Source organism: Bacteroidota bacterium, assembly GCA_037133915.1.
Lineage (GTDB): Bacteria > Bacteroidota > Bacteroidia > Bacteroidales > CAIWKO01 > JBAXND01.
The window spans coordinates 25457-42197 of record JBAXND010000036.1; the positions used below are offsets into that span (position 1 = coordinate 25457).

The 16741-nt window shown below is 34.1% G+C and carries 14 protein-coding genes; 1 reads left to right on the plus strand and 13 read right to left on the minus strand.

Going from position 1 to position 16741, the window contains the following annotated elements; translation table 11 throughout:
• Nucleotides 1-80 precede the first annotated feature (80 nt).
• The 12 genes from WCM76_12020 to WCM76_12075 form a co-directional block, all read right to left on the minus strand.
• Nucleotides 81-3245, minus strand: a complete 3165-nt coding sequence (locus tag WCM76_12020) for an N-6 DNA methylase (GenBank protein ID MEI6766361.1) — start codon at nucleotides 3243-3245, stop codon at nucleotides 81-83.
• 276 nt (nucleotides 3246-3521) lie between these two features.
• On the minus strand, nucleotides 3522-4364 hold the full coding sequence (locus WCM76_12025; GenBank protein ID MEI6766362.1) for a hypothetical protein: 843 nt from the start codon (nucleotides 4362-4364) through the stop codon (nucleotides 3522-3524).
• Between the two features lie 6 nt (nucleotides 4365-4370).
• Complete coding sequence (locus tag WCM76_12030; protein MEI6766363.1) at nucleotides 4371-4652, minus strand: hypothetical protein; 282 nt, start codon at nucleotides 4650-4652, stop codon at nucleotides 4371-4373.
• Nucleotides 4653-4820: 168 nt separating this feature from the next.
• Nucleotides 4821-5744: a HEPN domain-containing protein gene (locus tag WCM76_12035; GenBank protein MEI6766364.1), complete on the minus strand. Its 924-nt coding sequence runs from the start codon at nucleotides 5742-5744 to the stop codon at nucleotides 4821-4823.
• Entirely contained in the window at nucleotides 5744-6826 is a 1083-nt protein-coding gene (locus WCM76_12040; protein ID MEI6766365.1) for a DUF262 domain-containing protein, read from the minus strand. The genes WCM76_12035 and WCM76_12040 overlap by 1 nt, the downstream gene beginning before the upstream one ends.
• Before the next feature lie 92 nt (nucleotides 6827-6918).
• Entirely contained in the window at nucleotides 6919-8529 is a 1611-nt protein-coding gene (locus WCM76_12045; GenBank protein ID MEI6766366.1) for a T9SS type A sorting domain-containing protein, read from the minus strand.
• Nucleotides 8530-8579: 50 nt separating this feature from the next.
• Nucleotides 8580-8702, minus strand: a complete 123-nt coding sequence (locus WCM76_12050) for a hypothetical protein (protein MEI6766367.1) — start codon at nucleotides 8700-8702, stop codon at nucleotides 8580-8582.
• A 354-nt stretch (nucleotides 8703-9056) separates the two neighbouring features.
• Nucleotides 9057-9791, minus strand: a complete 735-nt coding sequence (locus WCM76_12055; protein MEI6766368.1) for a hypothetical protein — start codon at nucleotides 9789-9791, stop codon at nucleotides 9057-9059.
• Nucleotides 9792-10072: 281 nt separating this feature from the next.
• Complete coding sequence (locus WCM76_12060; GenBank protein ID MEI6766369.1) at nucleotides 10073-11407, minus strand: DUF3987 domain-containing protein; 1335 nt, start codon at nucleotides 11405-11407, stop codon at nucleotides 10073-10075.
• A 323-nt stretch (nucleotides 11408-11730) separates the two neighbouring features.
• Nucleotides 11731-12114, minus strand: a complete 384-nt coding sequence (locus WCM76_12065; protein MEI6766370.1) for a helix-turn-helix domain-containing protein — start codon at nucleotides 12112-12114, stop codon at nucleotides 11731-11733.
• A gap of 49 nt (nucleotides 12115-12163) precedes the next feature.
• Nucleotides 12164-12970 (minus strand): hypothetical protein, encoded by an 807-nt coding sequence (locus tag WCM76_12070; GenBank protein ID MEI6766371.1) that lies wholly within the window; start codon nucleotides 12968-12970, stop codon nucleotides 12164-12166.
• A 23-nt stretch (nucleotides 12971-12993) separates the two neighbouring features.
• Complete coding sequence (locus tag WCM76_12075; protein MEI6766372.1) at nucleotides 12994-14304, minus strand: tyrosine-type recombinase/integrase; 1311 nt, start codon at nucleotides 14302-14304, stop codon at nucleotides 12994-12996.
• A gap of 412 nt (nucleotides 14305-14716) precedes the next feature.
• On the opposite strand from WCM76_12075, the gene WCM76_12080 reads away from it, so the two are divergent.
• Nucleotides 14717-15943, plus strand: a complete 1227-nt coding sequence (locus WCM76_12080) for a site-specific integrase (GenBank protein ID MEI6766373.1) — start codon at nucleotides 14717-14719, stop codon at nucleotides 15941-15943.
• Between the two features lie 341 nt (nucleotides 15944-16284).
• Here WCM76_12080 and WCM76_12085 read toward each other — a convergent pair whose 3' ends face one another.
• Entirely contained in the window at nucleotides 16285-16668 is a 384-nt protein-coding gene (locus WCM76_12085) for a hypothetical protein (GenBank protein MEI6766374.1), read from the minus strand.
• Nucleotides 16669-16741 lie beyond the last annotated feature (73 nt).

Below are 16741 nucleotides of genomic sequence, written 5' to 3' on the forward strand. Positions count from 1 at the left end.
CATAAATTCAAGCTTGATTTCCTTCATTCCTAGTTTATTTCGTTTTGTCTTCGTTTTGAGGAAAACGAATGTAATATTCATTAGAAAAGTTTCATTTGAGAACTATCTACAATTTTCTTTTCATTATAGATTTCTTTAAACTTTTCTTTCCAATATGCATCAAATATTTTCTTTTTTAGTTTACTTTCTGAGGTTATTTCACGAATAAGTTTTTCTAATTCTTTCGCAAATTTTAATGTTTTTTTTGCTTCATATTTTCCCTCTACAAGCATTTCTTTTAACTGCTCAATATAAACACTAAATTTAACTTTGTTGCGCTGAGACTTTACGCCATTTAAACTTTGTGCTTTTCTCAATCGCGCATCAATGAGTTTGTAGGTAGCTTTGTAAAGTTCAAACAAAATATCCTCTCGTACCTTTTTGTTTTTATAACCAATGGCTTCAAGTATTGCACTATCTAATTTTATTCTTTCAGGGTTTACAGTTTGTATACTTTCTAATGTGCCTAATTCATCTTTGTAATTTTTCGTTTCGCCAAGATTAATTTTCAAATCTGCCAAATCAATTTTTGGTATAAGTAATGCTGCTAAATCATAGGTTTCAATTTTACCAGCACCATCACCTAAATTGGTTCGCATAATCAATTGTTGCACTAACCAATTGATTGTTGAGTTCATGTAAAACCAAATTGTATTTGAATTTTTAGGCGAATAAATATTGTGAAAATTGTTATTCGTTAGAACTGCCCCCTTGAAAGTTTTCCCAAAATCATTAATCATGTAACTGAAAGACAAGTCTGGTAATTGCCTTTTACCTGCATCATACCAAATTTTTCTATTAGCGAGAGTAGAGCCGCGATGAATGCTTTTTCGTTCCCCATATTTGATATACTCATATAAGTAGGGAAAAGCATTCCGCAAATCTTTTTTCTCTTCTTCTGAAGACAAAAGTTTGAAGTGCAAAGTTGATGGCTCTACAGAATATGTTTTTACATCTTTCGGACTTGTGATGATTGAAGATAAAAATTGTTCTTCAATTAACCACAACTCATTAAAACCATTTTCGACTAATCGAAGGTTTTCCTTACGAACCTGTTTAATCGTTTCAAGTCCATGAATATTATTGACTGCTAACGGAATCAATTTATCTTTTGCTGTATCAGTTAAATCTTTTACAATAAAGAAATCATTGCACCCTGTTTTAATTCCAAATCGCACCTCTGCTAGTTCTTTTAACGGAACGAATTTTTTAGCTCCCCTTTCCATTATGTCAAAATAAACTTGTGGCGCTTTTAAAAACTGACCCCACTTGGTGAATTTTGAAAGTGTTTCCTGATGAATACAGTTTAAACGAAAATAATCGCTACTCTCACTTTCATTAGTGTGTTTAATAATATTGTAGAGTTTGCTTACTCCTTTGTAGTCTTTTATTGTATCAGCCAATGTTGAATATAAATAAATAAACTTAACAGTATTTGTGTTTCTTGCTTCCTCATTACGCTGCTTTCGGACAATTACTATTGTTGTGTTAACGGAAGCAGTAGGGAAAAATCTCTCAACCTCGCTGTCAATTATAGCGACTATTTCATAATTGCGCAGGAGGTAACGTTGCATATCAATTCCGTAATCAGTGTCAAGCCAACTATTCTGGCATATAAAAGCAAGATAACCACGGTCTTTTAAAAATACACTTGCGTGATAAAAGAAGTAAGCATAAATGGAAGTGCGTTGTGAAGGTTCAAAACCGCATTCAGATTTTATTAGGGTTTGTATTTTTGCTTTACTCACTGTGCCATGCATTGTTCCAATATCTTCCTGTCGGGTGTAAGGTGGATTTCCTATGATGGCATCAAATTTTGGTAACGGTCTTTTTTCTTCAACCCCTTCCTGGTTGTGTAATGTAATGCTTGACTTTTCATAAATTGCAAAGAAATCTTTGTTAATTATACGAGGATAGCTTGCTCTACGCATATTTCTAATGGCAAGGTTTAGCATACTTAGATATGCTGGGTAACCTGATAAATCATTACCGTAGATTTCATCAAGTAAAATATCATGTTTTGCGGCTTCATCTTCTTCGGCACATAAATGTTTCTTGCGCTCATACGCTCGCACTAAAAAAGTTCCAGAGCCACATGAGGGGTCAAAAACTTTGTCGCTACTTTTGTGAATAACAAAAGCATTAATAAAATCAATTACATGGGGTGGCGTAAAATATTGTCCTAATTTATGGCGTTCATCTTCACGAATGAGCTCTTCAAAAATTCGCCCGATAATATCAAAAGGAATTTTACTGAAATTATAGTGACCTTCTGTATCAAGAATTTCGTTTACTAAATCAATGACTGCATCACTTACAAATGGAATTTTGAAAATAATGTCGGAGCGCTCTCCAATAAGCAATTCAAAATTTCCAGTGACTTCTTGGAATGTTATAAAGTATTTCCAAATGAGTTCCTCCATATCATCAGGCGTGTTGACTGAATCGGGAACATTCATCGGAGATAAAGCATGATAAGTTTGATTATCTACATACGTTTTGTAAAAAATAAGTTTTGAAATTAGCATAAGCACACTAATGTGTGTGAGTTTTTCAATTTCTTCAAAACTTGAAGGCTTATTCCATAATTGGCTTTGTGCGTAAAGCTGAATTTCCTTTTCAAAAGATTTGTTGTGTTTGTATTTGTCCCAAACCTTATTGCTAATTGGGTGCGCATAAACTTCAATAAGTTTGCGGATTTTGAAAATGAAAAGTTCATCTAGGTCGCTAAACTTGGGTGTTCTTTTTTCAAGTACTTCAATAGCCCGATCAAGATAAAATTCAGCTATGGTGCGAAGTTTGTTTAGAATTTCTTTGCCAGGCGTATAACTTTGACTGAGGCGGGAAATATCAGTCAAAGTAAAGAAACCTTCATTGACACTTGCTTTTTCAAACAGTTTGTCTTTGTCAAAAAATGCACAAGCCAAAAAATTACAATTGCCAAAATATTTAATCTCTAATCGTTGTGCTCGTTCTACTTCGCGCATTAGAACGCTACTATCAAAAACGCTTTTACCGCCCTTGGCAGTCGGGTCTTTAAGTTCAATAAAAAATATTGGCTTCCCACTTTTGTTTTTTAAAGTAATATCTGCTCTCTCTTCTTCTATAACTGCATAAGGCATTATTTTTTCTTCCAGCCCCTTTTCCTTAATAAGTTCTGTAAAAACTGTGTTTAAAGTGCCTTGTAATTGCCGTTCAATTTTCATAATATAACTATTTGGTTTAATATGAATTCGCCTCTGTAAATTGTATCTGGATAACTTATCTCGATTATTCTTTGTAAACGATTATATTCATATTCAGTTTCTTTATTTGTTCTTTGTGAGTCAGTGTTTTTATATAGTTGCTACTAATGTTCAAGGGCTATTACTATTATTTCCAATTTTTAATTATCTACGAAACATTACTTTTTAAGGTTCCTGCTTCCTTTTCTACGAGCCACACCCCGCCTGAACGCAACCGTCCAATTTCAGGGGTAAGTTTTATTCGTTTGTTGTTTCTTTAACAGCTTCTATTTTCCATATTCCTGCTGCATGTGTCTTTATATTTTCAAGCCCACTTGGTGTAATAGCAACACATTTTGTTTTAATTTTTAATGTCTCTGAATATTTGTGTGTTTGAGTTTTTCTTACTTTATAATTCGCTTGAAAAGGTTTCAATCCAAATTTTGTATTGTCAGTCTTATTAAATTCTATTTCCTTCACTTCCTCAATTTGAAAACCAAACCAATCTTTGTATGTACCTTCTGGTTTCCATACTTTTTCTTGGTCAGGTTGTTCTGTGTTTGTCAGAGCATGCCCCTGTTGCACAGTAGTTATTTTTCTAACTGGGGCTATGAGCTTATTCTTTTCTTTTTTAATTTCACTTTTTTGACCAACGAAATATGTTTTAAAATCTTCATATTTACCGCACATTAAGAAATAACAATCTTTGTTGCTCCATAAATGATAATATGCAAGCCTATTAATATCATTGAAAACACGTTGATGTTCGTCTTTATATTCTTTACTAGTATCATTTTTGGCAACTTTAAACTCATACACCTCCTTTAATTTCTTGTCATCTTTTTCTGTTGCTGGTTCCTTAACTGTTTCGTCAAAAATTACCAAATCAATATATTTCTTTTTAAAAATAGGGTGAAGTTTCTCCAGTATAACTCTATTTATTGCAATTCCCTTTGCAGTTATAGTGTCTGCAATTGGATATCTTAGACTTGCTTCATGGATAAGTTGGTCTCGTCCAATTTTAAATTGATAGCCCAACCAATAACAAACAGCATCAACAATTGCGTTTAATCTTTCGGCCTTCTTAATTTCGTCTTCCATCATTTCTTATTTTACGGAATTAGTTAGTCGATCTTCGTCTGCATCAAAGCCTCTTTGCGTCAAGTTGTTTATATCGCTAAGCAAAACACGCATCCATGGATTGTCTAAATGCGCATCTATCAACTCGTGAAAACCATTGTTTTGAACATATACACTTACCGCGAAGTCTAAAACTTTCTTAGGGTCAGCTCCTCCATTATACATTAAAACGGCTATTTTACCTTTCCCTTTATTATTGGGTAAATCATACTCAGCTTCGCTAATTTTCAGTCCTGAAATTTTGTTCATCTCTATGTTATTTAGTGAATGTGTTCTATTGTTAAACTTACCGCTAACGATTATGTGTTTGAGGTGGCGGCATGTTTGCCCATGTCGCCCGGTGAAAGTATGACCTTTATGTGTCCCTTGTCGGTACTACCGCCGCTTACTCATATACAGAGCTAGCTGTAGTTATAATTATGTATACCAGTTAATAATTTTGTTTGATTCGTCATATATTATTAAGCATTCATTATTTGCTTGTGAAATCGGAACAACTGTTGTTAAAAGATTGTTTTTGTCAGTTTCAGTTTTAACTGCATTCAAACGTCCTCTCCTTTTATATTTCCACCGATTAGTTTCTTTTTTAATGAAACTCATTGTAATGGAGTTTTGGTCGATTATTGTTGTATTAGATAAAAAGGCTGTGTTATCATTTATTAGTTTTGTTTTTGAATGAGATAATAGTGCATCAAAAGTTAATGCAATTGCGATAGCTTCATTAATATATTGAATCAAATCACCAATAGGTATTGTTGATGATGTGTCATGTGCGGCTTGATGCCTTCTTGATGCAGCATTAGTGAATGAATTCTCAAGTGGTAAACTTGTAATCCCGATTATAGAAGCTAATGCAGTTTGCTTATTCCAACTGTCACTGATATTAAAAGCTTTTAAAATTTTTCTAATTTCATCTTTATTGATATTTGAATTGCTAAAACCAAAAGTGTACTTATTTAAATCATAAGATGGATTTAATGATGATGATATTATCCTTGTTTCATTTTGAACAAATGATATTTTATCGATTCTATTTGACTCAAAATTAGCGATTCTCATAACTGATTTTAATACATCAACAATGCTGTAGAATCTTAAATCTTCAGTCAAGTTTGAAAAAGGAATATGTGATGTAGCTATTTCATTTAAAATTTCAATAGTTCTATTTTTAATAAAATCCTCAAGTGCTACGAAACCAACAACGGCCAAACCATTTCGTAATAGTCTCGCAATATTGTTATGTTCAGTTTGAGTTGGCAATCCATCCCTTATATTCGGTGTGGATAGTGTTTTCTCAATTATAAATAGTCGCTCTAGAAAATTTTGCTTTGCAGTTGGCATTATGAAAGACTATTTATTAAATCATACATTGTTCTGATTCTAATATTGATATTACTTGCGTTATTTGTCGCTTGAGTAACAGATTTGACAAATTGCTCGTTACTTTGAAACAAATCAAATAACCTCACTCTTAATTCTGTATGGTTAATTTGTCTAAGTTGGTTTAAATGTCCTTCATTTATTAGTTTACCTACTGCGATCATTTGAGCGTCAAATAATGGAGCAATTAGTTGTTCTCTGAAAGTTGTCTGCGAAGTTGGTTTATAGAATGCATTTCCTTGCCATAATTCTTCGCAAATTTGAATACTGTTATTGAATATTTCCCTTAGACGTTTTATTTCATTTTGATTCGGATTCCTATTTTCTTGCATGTAAATATCTAATACTCTTGATATATTTTGATTAGGTAAGTTGTCCCAAAAATTTAATAATGCGAAAAATCTTAAAATCATCTCTAAATCTTCCATTTTACGGAATGCATTCGAAGAATCGTCTACAATTTTAAGCTTTTGTTTTAGTATTTCGTTCGGACTTAATTCATACAATAAGATATTTAAAGTGCCATCAAATGCAACATTTCTGATTTCTTGTGGTTTTAAAGCATCACCACCTGTGTTAAGTCTTAAAAAAACTTCGTATTTTAATTGTGGGTCCGATTGCTTAAGAAGTGTAACAATTCTAATATAAGGTCTTATAGATAAAGCATGTTTAATTTGATTAGGTAGTTCGGAAAAAGTTAAGCCATTTAATTCTGAAAAGACCTCCAAGTTTTTTAATTTATATGAATCAGATAAATAATCATGTATTGAAGTCAACCTCTGTTTACCATCAATAACACTATAAATTCCGTACTCGTCTTCAGAAAAATAAATCGGTGGGACAGGTACATTTAGAATAAATGATTCTATCAATTTAGATTGTTTGTCTACAGTCCATCTATTTCTCCTTTGGTAATGTGGATTTAGGTCGACAATGTTGTTGATTACCATTCTAGATAATGTTTCAAGAGAAAAATCTGACTGTTGAATAACCAACGATTCTTGGGCGTTATTAAATTTCTTTATTAATTGGTCTATATTCATTTTGTTTTATTTATGTTTATAATTTCAGCGAAATTGTTTATGGGTCTGACAATCATCAATTGATTTGTAAATGTAAATATACTATAGGCGTTTCATTCTTTTATAAATTTCTTTGTTAACACTCCTTTATCTTTTGTCACTTTAATAAAATACATCCCTCTTGCAAAGTCTGAAATATCAATAGTCGTTTGATTTTCTGTTGGGTTTATTGTTTTTAATAATTGGCCATGTAGGTTGATGATTTCTATTACGGATTTTTGTGGAAGGTTAATTCCAAGATTGCTAATAACGGGGTTAGGAAATAAATTAAAGTTCAATTCAGCATCTATTTCATCTAAAGCAAGTGTTAAGTCAGGAATGAGTTTCACTATCCAATAATCTCCCATATTAGACCCTCCATGATTTCCCGAAACATCTCCATTATTTGAGTATGTCGGGCCGGCGAGTATATATCCTGCGTCATTTGTTTGTTGAATACAATTTGCATTTTCATTACTTGAGCCACCCAGGCATTTTTGCCATTTTATATTTCCGACTGAATCAATTTGCACTATCCAACAATCATTAGTAGATCCCACATGACAACCTGACACATCACCACCATTAAGGTTAGTACATCCGGCAATAATATATCCATTGTCAAATGTTCGCTGAATTGAATTTGCACAATCATTTCCGTTTCCACCGAGGCATTTTAGCCATTGAACATTGCCTGAATAATTAAGTTTTACAATTAAAAAATCATTATTTATGCCAATTACATCATGATTTCCTGAAACATCACCATTATTTGATTTGGTCGCTCCTGCAACAATATATCCCCCATCATAAGTTTGCAAAATGGAATTGGCTCTATCATCATTTGACCCTCCTATACATTTTTGCCATTCAATATTTCCCAAAAAATCTACTTTCACTACCCACCAATCAGGATAAGGAATTCCACCACCATAATATCCAACGTGCCATCCCGTAATATCACCATTATTGGATGTTGTGTAACCTGCAATTATATATCCGCCATCTGATGTTAGTTGAACTGACTTCGCCAAATCATCTTGGGTGCCCCCTAAGCATTTTTGCCATTGGATATTCCATTCGGAATTTATTTTTATTAGCCAGAAATCTTGACTTCCATGATTACCAGAAACATCCCCATCATTAGAAAATGTATATCCCGCTATAATATATCCACCATCAACAGTTGCATGAATACAAGATGCATAATCAAATTGTGTCCCTCCAAAACATTTTTGCTTTTGGATATTTCCGGCAGAATCAAGTTTCACAACCCAAACATCCCCATCTCCTTGATTTCCAGAAACATCTCCATCATTTGATACCGTATATCCTGCAATAATATATCCGCCATCATTGGTTTGCTCAATGTAATTTGCCACTTCATCACTTGTACCGCCCAAACATTTTTCCCATTGAATACTTCCTGAAATATTAACCTTTACAATCCAATAATCACTGCAATGTCCACAAGGATTATGATTCCCTGAAACATCTCCATCATTCGACTGAGTAAATCCTGCCACAATATAGCCGCCATCAAGCGTTTGTTGAATAGCAAACGGCCAATCATTATAAATACCACCCAAGCATTTTTGCCATTCAATTCCTGGTTGTGCAAAAGTTGTAGAAATTTGAAAGCAAAATAATACTGTTGTTGCAACAAATAAAATTATTTTTTTCATACAGCCCCCCCCCTTTAATGTTGATTAATTACTGGGAAAAGTGTAAATCGTCAGCTAAAAGTACCGTGACAAGCAGTGCATATGTAATTTTTAGCATCGGTATCAAGATATTTGCTTTTGTCCATGTCTCCAATAGGCGAGCGTTTCAGGCGATTTGCTGTTTCTTTTTTCATTTAATATCTTTTGAACGTAATCACTTAGATTGCACCCTTCGTGTTGTGCCAGCATTTTGATGTCGTCTAGAAGAGCCCCATCAATATTGACAGATAGCAATTGCTGATTACTTCTAATGTGTTTTTGTGGTTCTTTGGAAGGTCTTGTCATGATGAAGCATCAATTGATTTGTAAGTGTAAATATACTATAGTTTGCCCAATATTTCATGTTTATTAATTAGGGTGATGGGTGCCCTGTTGCAGTAATATACATAGATTTGCTTGCCGTCTTCCTTACATTAAATGGGTGTTTTTGATTTTATTGAAAAAAAAAGCCACCCCAGAGGATGGCTTATAATAACTTTTTGCTAAAATTATTCTTTACCCAATCTAGCAAACGCTTCATCTAAAGGAATATCTTCGAAATCCTCATCAAAGTAACCAAAGTCTTCAATTAAAGTATCCTGAAGACCGAATAAATAATCTAGAAGAATACTATATTGGAGCCGCTTCTCAACAAATCCAGGTGAATGTTTCTCATGGGTTTCGAGGTATTCAAGATGACTACTTGTCAATTTACCATCGGGTAATTTGTATATATCAGCTTCCATGTAAGTATCTTGGGTTTCAAGATATTTTTCAACCAGGAATTTCTTTTGCGATTTGTTCATACTGATATAAATCCCATCCTCATTCGTTATTGCCGGATTTATCCGGTGTTTATAAAAACTCAGTTTAATCCTCATATCATCATTCTCAGATTTTAGTTTTTCTATTATTTCTTCTAGAGCAGCTACATCTGATTCACACATTTGTGATCGGATACGGATATACTGAGAAGTACTGACACCACATTTCTCAGCTTGTTCTTCAAGCATCTCTATTTCCTTTGGAGCATAGTGGATCGTAATTGGAATCAATTCAGGGGTTTGTTTCTTTGAAAGTAATGTCAACCGTATATCACTTTCAGTTTTAGTATTAATAACAGGAAATTCATCACTTTTATTTTTATTTGCGGTAGCCATTTTACATTCCTGGGTGCAATATTTTTGATTTGTACGCCCGTCAAACTCTTTTCCGCATTCTATGCATTTTCTTATTCTTTTCATTGCTTTGAATATTTTATAATTAGTTATTTTAATTTGAATCCTTCTTGGGCTGTATTCCCCGTCCCTCTGGGCGCACCCAATTTTCGCCGGATGCATTGGCCGTTTTGATATCTCGATGCTCTAAATCGAGGAGTTTCATAATGAATTGTGGGGAATACCACCATGACGTTTATCTCAGGTTCTAAGAACCCTGTAGATTAACCTGACAATGTGACAAAGTTCATTATCTTGGTGGTCGTGGTATAGATACAACTTTGTTAAGTTTTTCATATTGTCATAGCTCATAGTAATTTCTGATAATTTCCGTAGGAGGTTTTGATAAATAATTGATCGGATTTCAAGAATCTATCAGTTGTTGAATCTGATATTCCTATTTCATTTGCAATTTCAATGCTTTGTTCTCTGCTAAATTCTTTTGGCAATTTCTCGTAAAGATCGTTCATGCGTTTATTTGAAAATGGGACAGCATGACATTTGGGAAGCCCCGAAAAAATAGATAAAGCATTGTTGATAAAAGTGTCAGTCAACAATCCAGCTACATAGAAATCAGTGCTGTTACAGATGATCTCATTTGGTAGGGTTTGTAAATCTATTAATCGCAGACCTGATAAGAGCATAGACAATTTAAAAAAGATTAGGCCAAGGCGTCTGATTGACGGCACTATTTCATTACCATATATAGTTGCCAATTTGTTCTGCCAGCGCTCAAATTCTTTATTAAAGACATTTTGCTGGTCTTGTGTAAATTTGAAAATAATTGGTATTTCCCTATTTTCAAGTTGTTCGAATAGTATGCAAATTTTTTCAGCGATCCTATCAAATTCATTTTCATAATCTATTCCATTGGACGAAAAGATATTTTTCCATTCCAATTTCAATTTAAGATCATAATAAAGGAATCTGGAAAATAAACCGTTTTCTGAATTTGGAATCAGTTTCGCTAATTGTCCGGGTGTGCCGCTTAGTACGACCGATAAATACGGTTTAATTATTTCAATAAATTCATTATTCACTTTCCTGAGTTGCGTGATTGGTTCATGATGGAAAGCACATCGCAAAGAATCAGAATAATTTCCCCAGTCCTGTTTTAATGTACTAACAAGAGTATCTGCTTCACTAGAGAACATAATTCCCCTGCCATTATTACTCGCTAAAGCGCTAAGAAAAGCACTTGAGCTGCTGTTCGCGGGAATGAAGAGCATTTCCTGCTTTGGTGGTTCCGGCCTTGTTACTGACGCACCTTTATGTTTAATTTTACTGTTTCTGAATTCTTCTAATTGATCCTGATAATCAGAATTTGCCTCTTTAGCTTTTTGCATTTTATTTTTATGAATTCTTTTAGCAAGATATTGAGAATAAATGAGGGTACCTTTCCCTGCGCCAGCCTGTGATCTTACAAAAACGAATAGATTACTTCCTACTTTGTGGGTATCGTATGTTCCTATTATGTTTGGCAAGCATCCACTTAAAACGCCTAACGCTCCAGCCAATAAGACGTCCTTTTCCACCTTGTCATTGAATAAGATGATCGCTTTTTGTAGAATGTCTGGTAAGTTCTGGAATATTTCTTCCTGAAAGCTTGTATTAGCTATACTATTTCTTTGTTCTTGTTGCATTATTTATATTTTAAAAGTAATCTTCCCATTTATTTCGCACCTCATATTCGTGATATGCGCGAAAAGCCTCTTTATCATAGTACTTTGAGGGTTCATTGTTCTTTCCGCACTTCGTACAACGTGCCTGAAAGGTTCGTTTTTCTGACTTTTTCTCGGCAATTCTTAATTCTTTGATTGTCGTTATTGCTTGAACAATCTCCTCTAATGTATCGACACTCCATCCTTTCCGAAGGTACAATTCCACCTTATTCTTATAAAGTAGCAGTATTCCATCTATAAACCGGACACATTCAGATGATAAATTGTCACGTTGATATGTGTTATCATTGTCCATCCTTACCTCCTTTGGCCTTTTTAAAACGGTAGCAAGGTTTCATTGCTTGTCGTACAGCTTCTTTTTCAAACACAAGCTTGCGACCGACTTGATAATAGGGTATGGTGCCCCGATTCTTTAGTTTCTGCGCCGTCACAACGGAACAGCCAATAAAATCAGATAGGGCGCGTAAGCTATACAAATATTTGCTTTCTTCAGCCTGTTCGGACGTTTCTGATAGTTTTTGCGATAGGATTAATTCTTTTATTTCGGCAAATCCCGATTGCATTTTTTGCTCTAAAATCTCGAATGGGTTTTGTGACATATCTCTTTGCTTATTTAAAAGCATAAAGGTATCTATGAGTGAAACCCATTTAAATCCCAAAGTACCCAAAGGAACTTAGGGGAACTTTAGGGTACCAGAAAAATCAGGTGTTTCGAGATTAGATAAAGCGAAAATATTTTGTATATTTTTCAGCTTTCGCTATGCGACTCGGTTTGAAATTTTCATATTTCAAGTGAGAATTGAAATATGTTGAAAAAGCGTGATGAATATTGCTAGCAGAATATAATGCATTATAAAGTGCCTTCTCCTCGATGACCATTGATAATGCAACTAACTGTAAGCCACGACCATCTTCTATTTGTCCGCTACCATCAGTACTTAGAAGATCTTTTCCATACCATAGATATTGCATATTGTCATTTTGTTTAACAAATCCATTGCTGATTAATTTAGTAGTTATTTCAGCAAGTTTGTCTTTATCAATAAACATTTCTGGTAATGTTGGTCTAAACTTTTCTATTTTTACTTTTTGTCGCCCACTTAAGGTTTCTTCTTTTCCTTCTATACTCGGTGATTTGAATATTATTGATCTTGCTTCCAGATATGCGGTATAATGCGCAAGTTTTTTAATAATATTATCATCACCCTGGCTTAAAAAGTTTTTAACTTTTCTTAAAAACGGAAGTCCTTTATAATCTTCTTGGAATTGCTTTTTTACTTTTTGGAACCTTTTTTCAAAAAAAGTCCCATCATTAAAATCGTAGCAGAAATATTTATTATTAAAATCTTCAATGTAAAAATATTTGTTATGGGGGTTGTCCTTTAGATGGAAAAGATCCCAGAAATTCCTATCATATTCATCTTTATACTCTTTTAAAATAACCTCTCGATTATGATCATCAGGAAGATCCATTTTTGAATACTTCTCTTGCAACTTCATAATCATTGCATCTTTTTCACTCATGTAAAGCAAAAATAGTTTCATATCTATTTGGAGTTACTTTTTTTGGGTTTTGACCTATTGAATTTTTTCATCTCCGTCCTTTTTTTCTTGTCGATGATCTTATAGTACTTCTCAAAAACCTTATGGTCTTTATGACCTGTCCATTTTTGAATTATTTCTGAGGGTATATTTAAAAATATTGCGTTTGTAACAAATGTTTTTCTACCCGAATGCGTGGACAACAGTTGCCATTTCTCAAATGTTTCTTCAAACCGTTCCGATCCTTTATAATAAACAATAGTTTCAGGACTTTTGAGACCGGCTATTTTACCAAGTTCTTTCAAATAATCGTTCATTTTTTGATTACTAATGACAGGCAGGCATTTATCATTCTCGAATGGTGCATCTTTATATTTCGCAAGGATAGCCTTGGAATGATCATTAAGATCAATTATTAAATCGTCATCTGTCTTGATTGAAGTAATTTCAATTTGGTTTTCTTTAATATTGCTACGTTTTAGATTCTGTACATCCGAATACCGCAAACCAGTAAAACAACAAAAGCAAAAGACATCTCTAACACGCTCTAGATAATCTTTACCGATTTCCAAATGGTGCAAGTTCATTAATTCATCCCAATCCAAGATTATTATTTTGCCTTCTCTATCAGTTCCTTTCAGATCAGGTAAGCAATCTTTATAGGTAAAATTGGTGTTATATTTTTTCTTCGTTGCCCAATTCATGAACCAGTTAAAAATGTACAGATTCTTTTTAATTGTTGTATTTCGATGGCCTAACGTTTCTCGTTGGAATTCGACATATTTAATATAGAAGTTGTCATCAATACTATCAAATTCTATCTTATAATGCTTTTTCTTTTGAAACTCTTTGAGTTGACTAAGGATTGTATTTAGCTTTGTAATTGTGCCACTAGTCCAATCCCTTTTCTTCTGTTCCAGGTCTAAGAACTCTTGGAATACTTCAATGAATGAGTTTTGGGCACTGCTGTCTTCATTCATCCTCTTTTTTAGTTGATCCCGGATGTATTGTACGCTTGGTCTTTTCTCGAAGATTTTCGCTTCTTGATATATCTTAGTAATTGTGGATTCGAGGTCAACGAAATGATTATTTATCTCCCTTGAAGTTGCACCAGCTTTATTAATGTTATTTTTTACAACAGATTGAGAATTTGCATCCCACTTGTTAGCGTCTATTCGATAGCCGGTATAGTATTGAAGCCGCTTTCCATCAAATGAGAAATCCAATATTATTGGAACATTGTCTTTGACTATTTCCCCGGTCATCTTATCCTTTCTTTGTTCCAACCGGAATGTTACCTTGCTTTTAAACTTCATTGCCATTAGATTTACAGACAAAAATACATACGATAAATGATTTAACCAAATTAATTATAACTATTCTTAACTTAAATGAAAATTTCCATAAAGCCTATATAAATTGCATTACAGGCGAATAATATAACTAAATAATGATATGCGTTTAATAGAAGGTGATAGAGCCATTCTCTCCGCTGATATAGCAAGTTAAACAACGAAAACCACTGACTTTGTAACGAAATCGGTGGTTTTCTGTTTTTTACAAAAGCAGGAAAAAGCACCGAAAAGCAATTTCACCGTGTGCAATTCGGTTGCATGAAAAATCTGAGAATTTGTGCAACCGAATAGGAAATAATGCGCTGAAATGTAATGTATTGCGTTGAGCTTTTTTACTCTTATAAATTAATTTTGTAACTAATAATTTAAGAGTATGAAAAGAACAACATTCAACATGCTTTTCTTCGTGAAACGCACGAGGGCATTGAAAAACGGAATGCTGCCAATCTACGCACGCATCACTATGAACGGTGAGCGTGCCGAATTTGTTACGCAAAGAGAAATCCCGGAAGAGCATTGGGACACCTCAAAGAACCGGGCGAAGGGCAATACAAAGGCCGCTGCCGAAATCAACGACTATCTCGATCAGATTAAGTCAAAGCTGCGTGAACATAAAGTTATGCTAGAGGACCATAATGAAACTGTAACGCCGTTTACTTTGCGGGATCGCTATATGGGACTTGACAGCAGCACAAAGACTATTCTCGGAATCTTTGATGATCACAATGAAAAGTGTACGGGCTTGATGAATATCGATTTTGCCCCTGCAACCGTGGAGCGTTATATCACCACACGAAAGCACATTCATGATTTCATAAAGTGGAAATACCGACGGGAGGATGTGTCGATAAATGAGGTCACGCCGATGTTCGTGAGTGACTTTGAATATTACCTTAAGAAAAACCGGAATTGTTGCAATAACACAGCGATAAAGTATATCAAAAATTTCAAGAAGATCGTGCGGATCGCCTTGGCGAATAACTGGATGAAAATTGACCCCTTCAGGAACATCAAGTATCATTTGGATGAGGTGGATATGGATTACCTTACGGAATCCGAATTGAATTTGTTGATGAATAAGGAGTTTAAAATTTTGCGCGTGCAACAGGTGAAAGATATTTACTTGTTCTGCTGCTTCACCGGTCTGGCTTTCATCGATGTGAAAAGTTTGAAAGCTTCAGATATTGAAACAAGGGATGGTCGCTTGTGGATAAAGAAACGCCGCCAAAAGACGAATAATTGGTGCAATATTCCGATGTTACCACCGGCGGTACAGTTGATGAATAAATACAAGAATCATCCCTATTGCATGAAAACCGGCTTACTGCTTCCCGTTTCAAGCAATCAGAGAATGAATGCCTATCTAAAGGAGATTGCCGACGTCTGCGGAATTAAAAAGAATCTGAGCACACATACGGCTCGTCATACCTTTGCAACAACTGTAACGCTTGCAAATCAAATTTCAATGGAAGTTGTATCAAAGATGCTCGGACACTCCAGTATTAATATGACAAAAAAATACGCCCGGGTTGTCGATGATCTGATCAACCGGGATATGGAAAAAATCTATGGAAAATACGACAAGCTCATGATGAACTAGATGAAAAAGGGCTTCTTCGGAAGCCTCTTTTTTTGCCTATGAAAATACTATTTATCATTTTTTTGTTTGGGTAGTGCAGCTTAGGACAGTCGATAAAATAATTTTATACCGCTGAAAAACGGCTGTTCCTATAAGAGCGCATTATGTAAAATAGCTATTGCCTGTTTCTTCAAAGCGACAGTTAGCTTGAAGGAAATGATAGATTTGGGTTCAAGCATAATCTAACTCTCAAAGAATACTGGAATATGAGGTGTACAATTGTACTTTTTGAGTTTTAATCAAGCAGTAAAGCAAAATTGGAATTCAATCTTATGATTTTGAACCCCTGGTGAATTAACAAATTATTTTTTTATTGATTCCGTATTTATTTTCACTTTTTGAATTCCGATGCTTGAAAAATCTAAATAACCATCGTCTTCATGAAAATATTTTATTTCATCTTCTTGTTTAAATGGAATATTCAATACCCTATCATTATCACTTTTGAACTTATATATTATCTCCAACTCATTATTCTTGTTTAATAATCTCGTTTCTTGACAAGCATGATCATATTTAAAAACACTTCCTCTTTTATGAACACCAAAATCAATTTTAGGTCTCTCAAAATCTTGTAATATATCCGCTAATGTAATAATACAAGACAACGGATCTCTATTAAAAAGCAATCGCATTTGACAATTGTCTGGTCGAGGTTCATTTTTATCATGGTAAATTCCAGCCATATCATGCATCATAATTCCTAAGGTGGAAAAAACGCTCTAAATATCCAGTGTGCGCCGGTTCAAATTGACCACC

Bases quoted from the DNA above. Each gene is read 5' to 3' on its own strand.
- WCM76_12050 (MEI6766367.1), bottom strand. From the start codon at position 8,702: ATGAAAAAAGAAACAGCAAATCGCCTGAAACGCTCGCCTATTGGAGAC.
- WCM76_12020 (MEI6766361.1), bottom strand. From the start codon at position 3,245: ATGAAAATTGAACGGCAATTACAAGGCACTTTAAACACAGTTTTTACA.
- WCM76_12040 (MEI6766365.1), bottom strand. From the start codon at position 6,826: ATGAATATAGACCAATTAATAAAGAAATTTAATAACGCCCAAGAATCG.
- WCM76_12030 (MEI6766363.1), bottom strand. From the start codon at position 4,652: ATGAACAAAATTTCAGGACTGAAAATTAGCGAAGCTGAGTATGATTTA.
- WCM76_12055 (MEI6766368.1), bottom strand. From the start codon at position 9,791: ATGAAAAGAATAAGAAAATGCATAGAATGCGGAAAAGAGTTTGACGGG.
- WCM76_12080 (MEI6766373.1), top strand. From the start codon at position 14,717: ATGAAAAGAACAACATTCAACATGCTTTTCTTCGTGAAACGCACGAGG.
- WCM76_12025 (MEI6766362.1), bottom strand. From the start codon at position 4,364: ATGGAAGACGAAATTAAGAAGGCCGAAAGATTAAACGCAATTGTTGAT.
- WCM76_12035 (MEI6766364.1), bottom strand. From the start codon at position 5,744: ATGCCAACTGCAAAGCAAAATTTTCTAGAGCGACTATTTATAATTGAG.
- WCM76_12045 (MEI6766366.1), bottom strand. From the start codon at position 8,529: ATGAAAAAAATAATTTTATTTGTTGCAACAACAGTATTATTTTGCTTT.
- WCM76_12070 (MEI6766371.1), bottom strand. From the start codon at position 12,970: ATGAGTGAAAAAGATGCAATGATTATGAAGTTGCAAGAGAAGTATTCA.
- WCM76_12060 (MEI6766369.1), bottom strand. From the start codon at position 11,407: ATGCAACAAGAACAAAGAAATAGTATAGCTAATACAAGCTTTCAGGAA.
- WCM76_12075 (MEI6766372.1), bottom strand. From the start codon at position 14,304: ATGAAGTTTAAAAGCAAGGTAACATTCCGGTTGGAACAAAGAAAGGAT.
- WCM76_12085 (MEI6766374.1), bottom strand. From the start codon at position 16,668: ATGGCTGGAATTTACCATGATAAAAATGAACCTCGACCAGACAATTGT.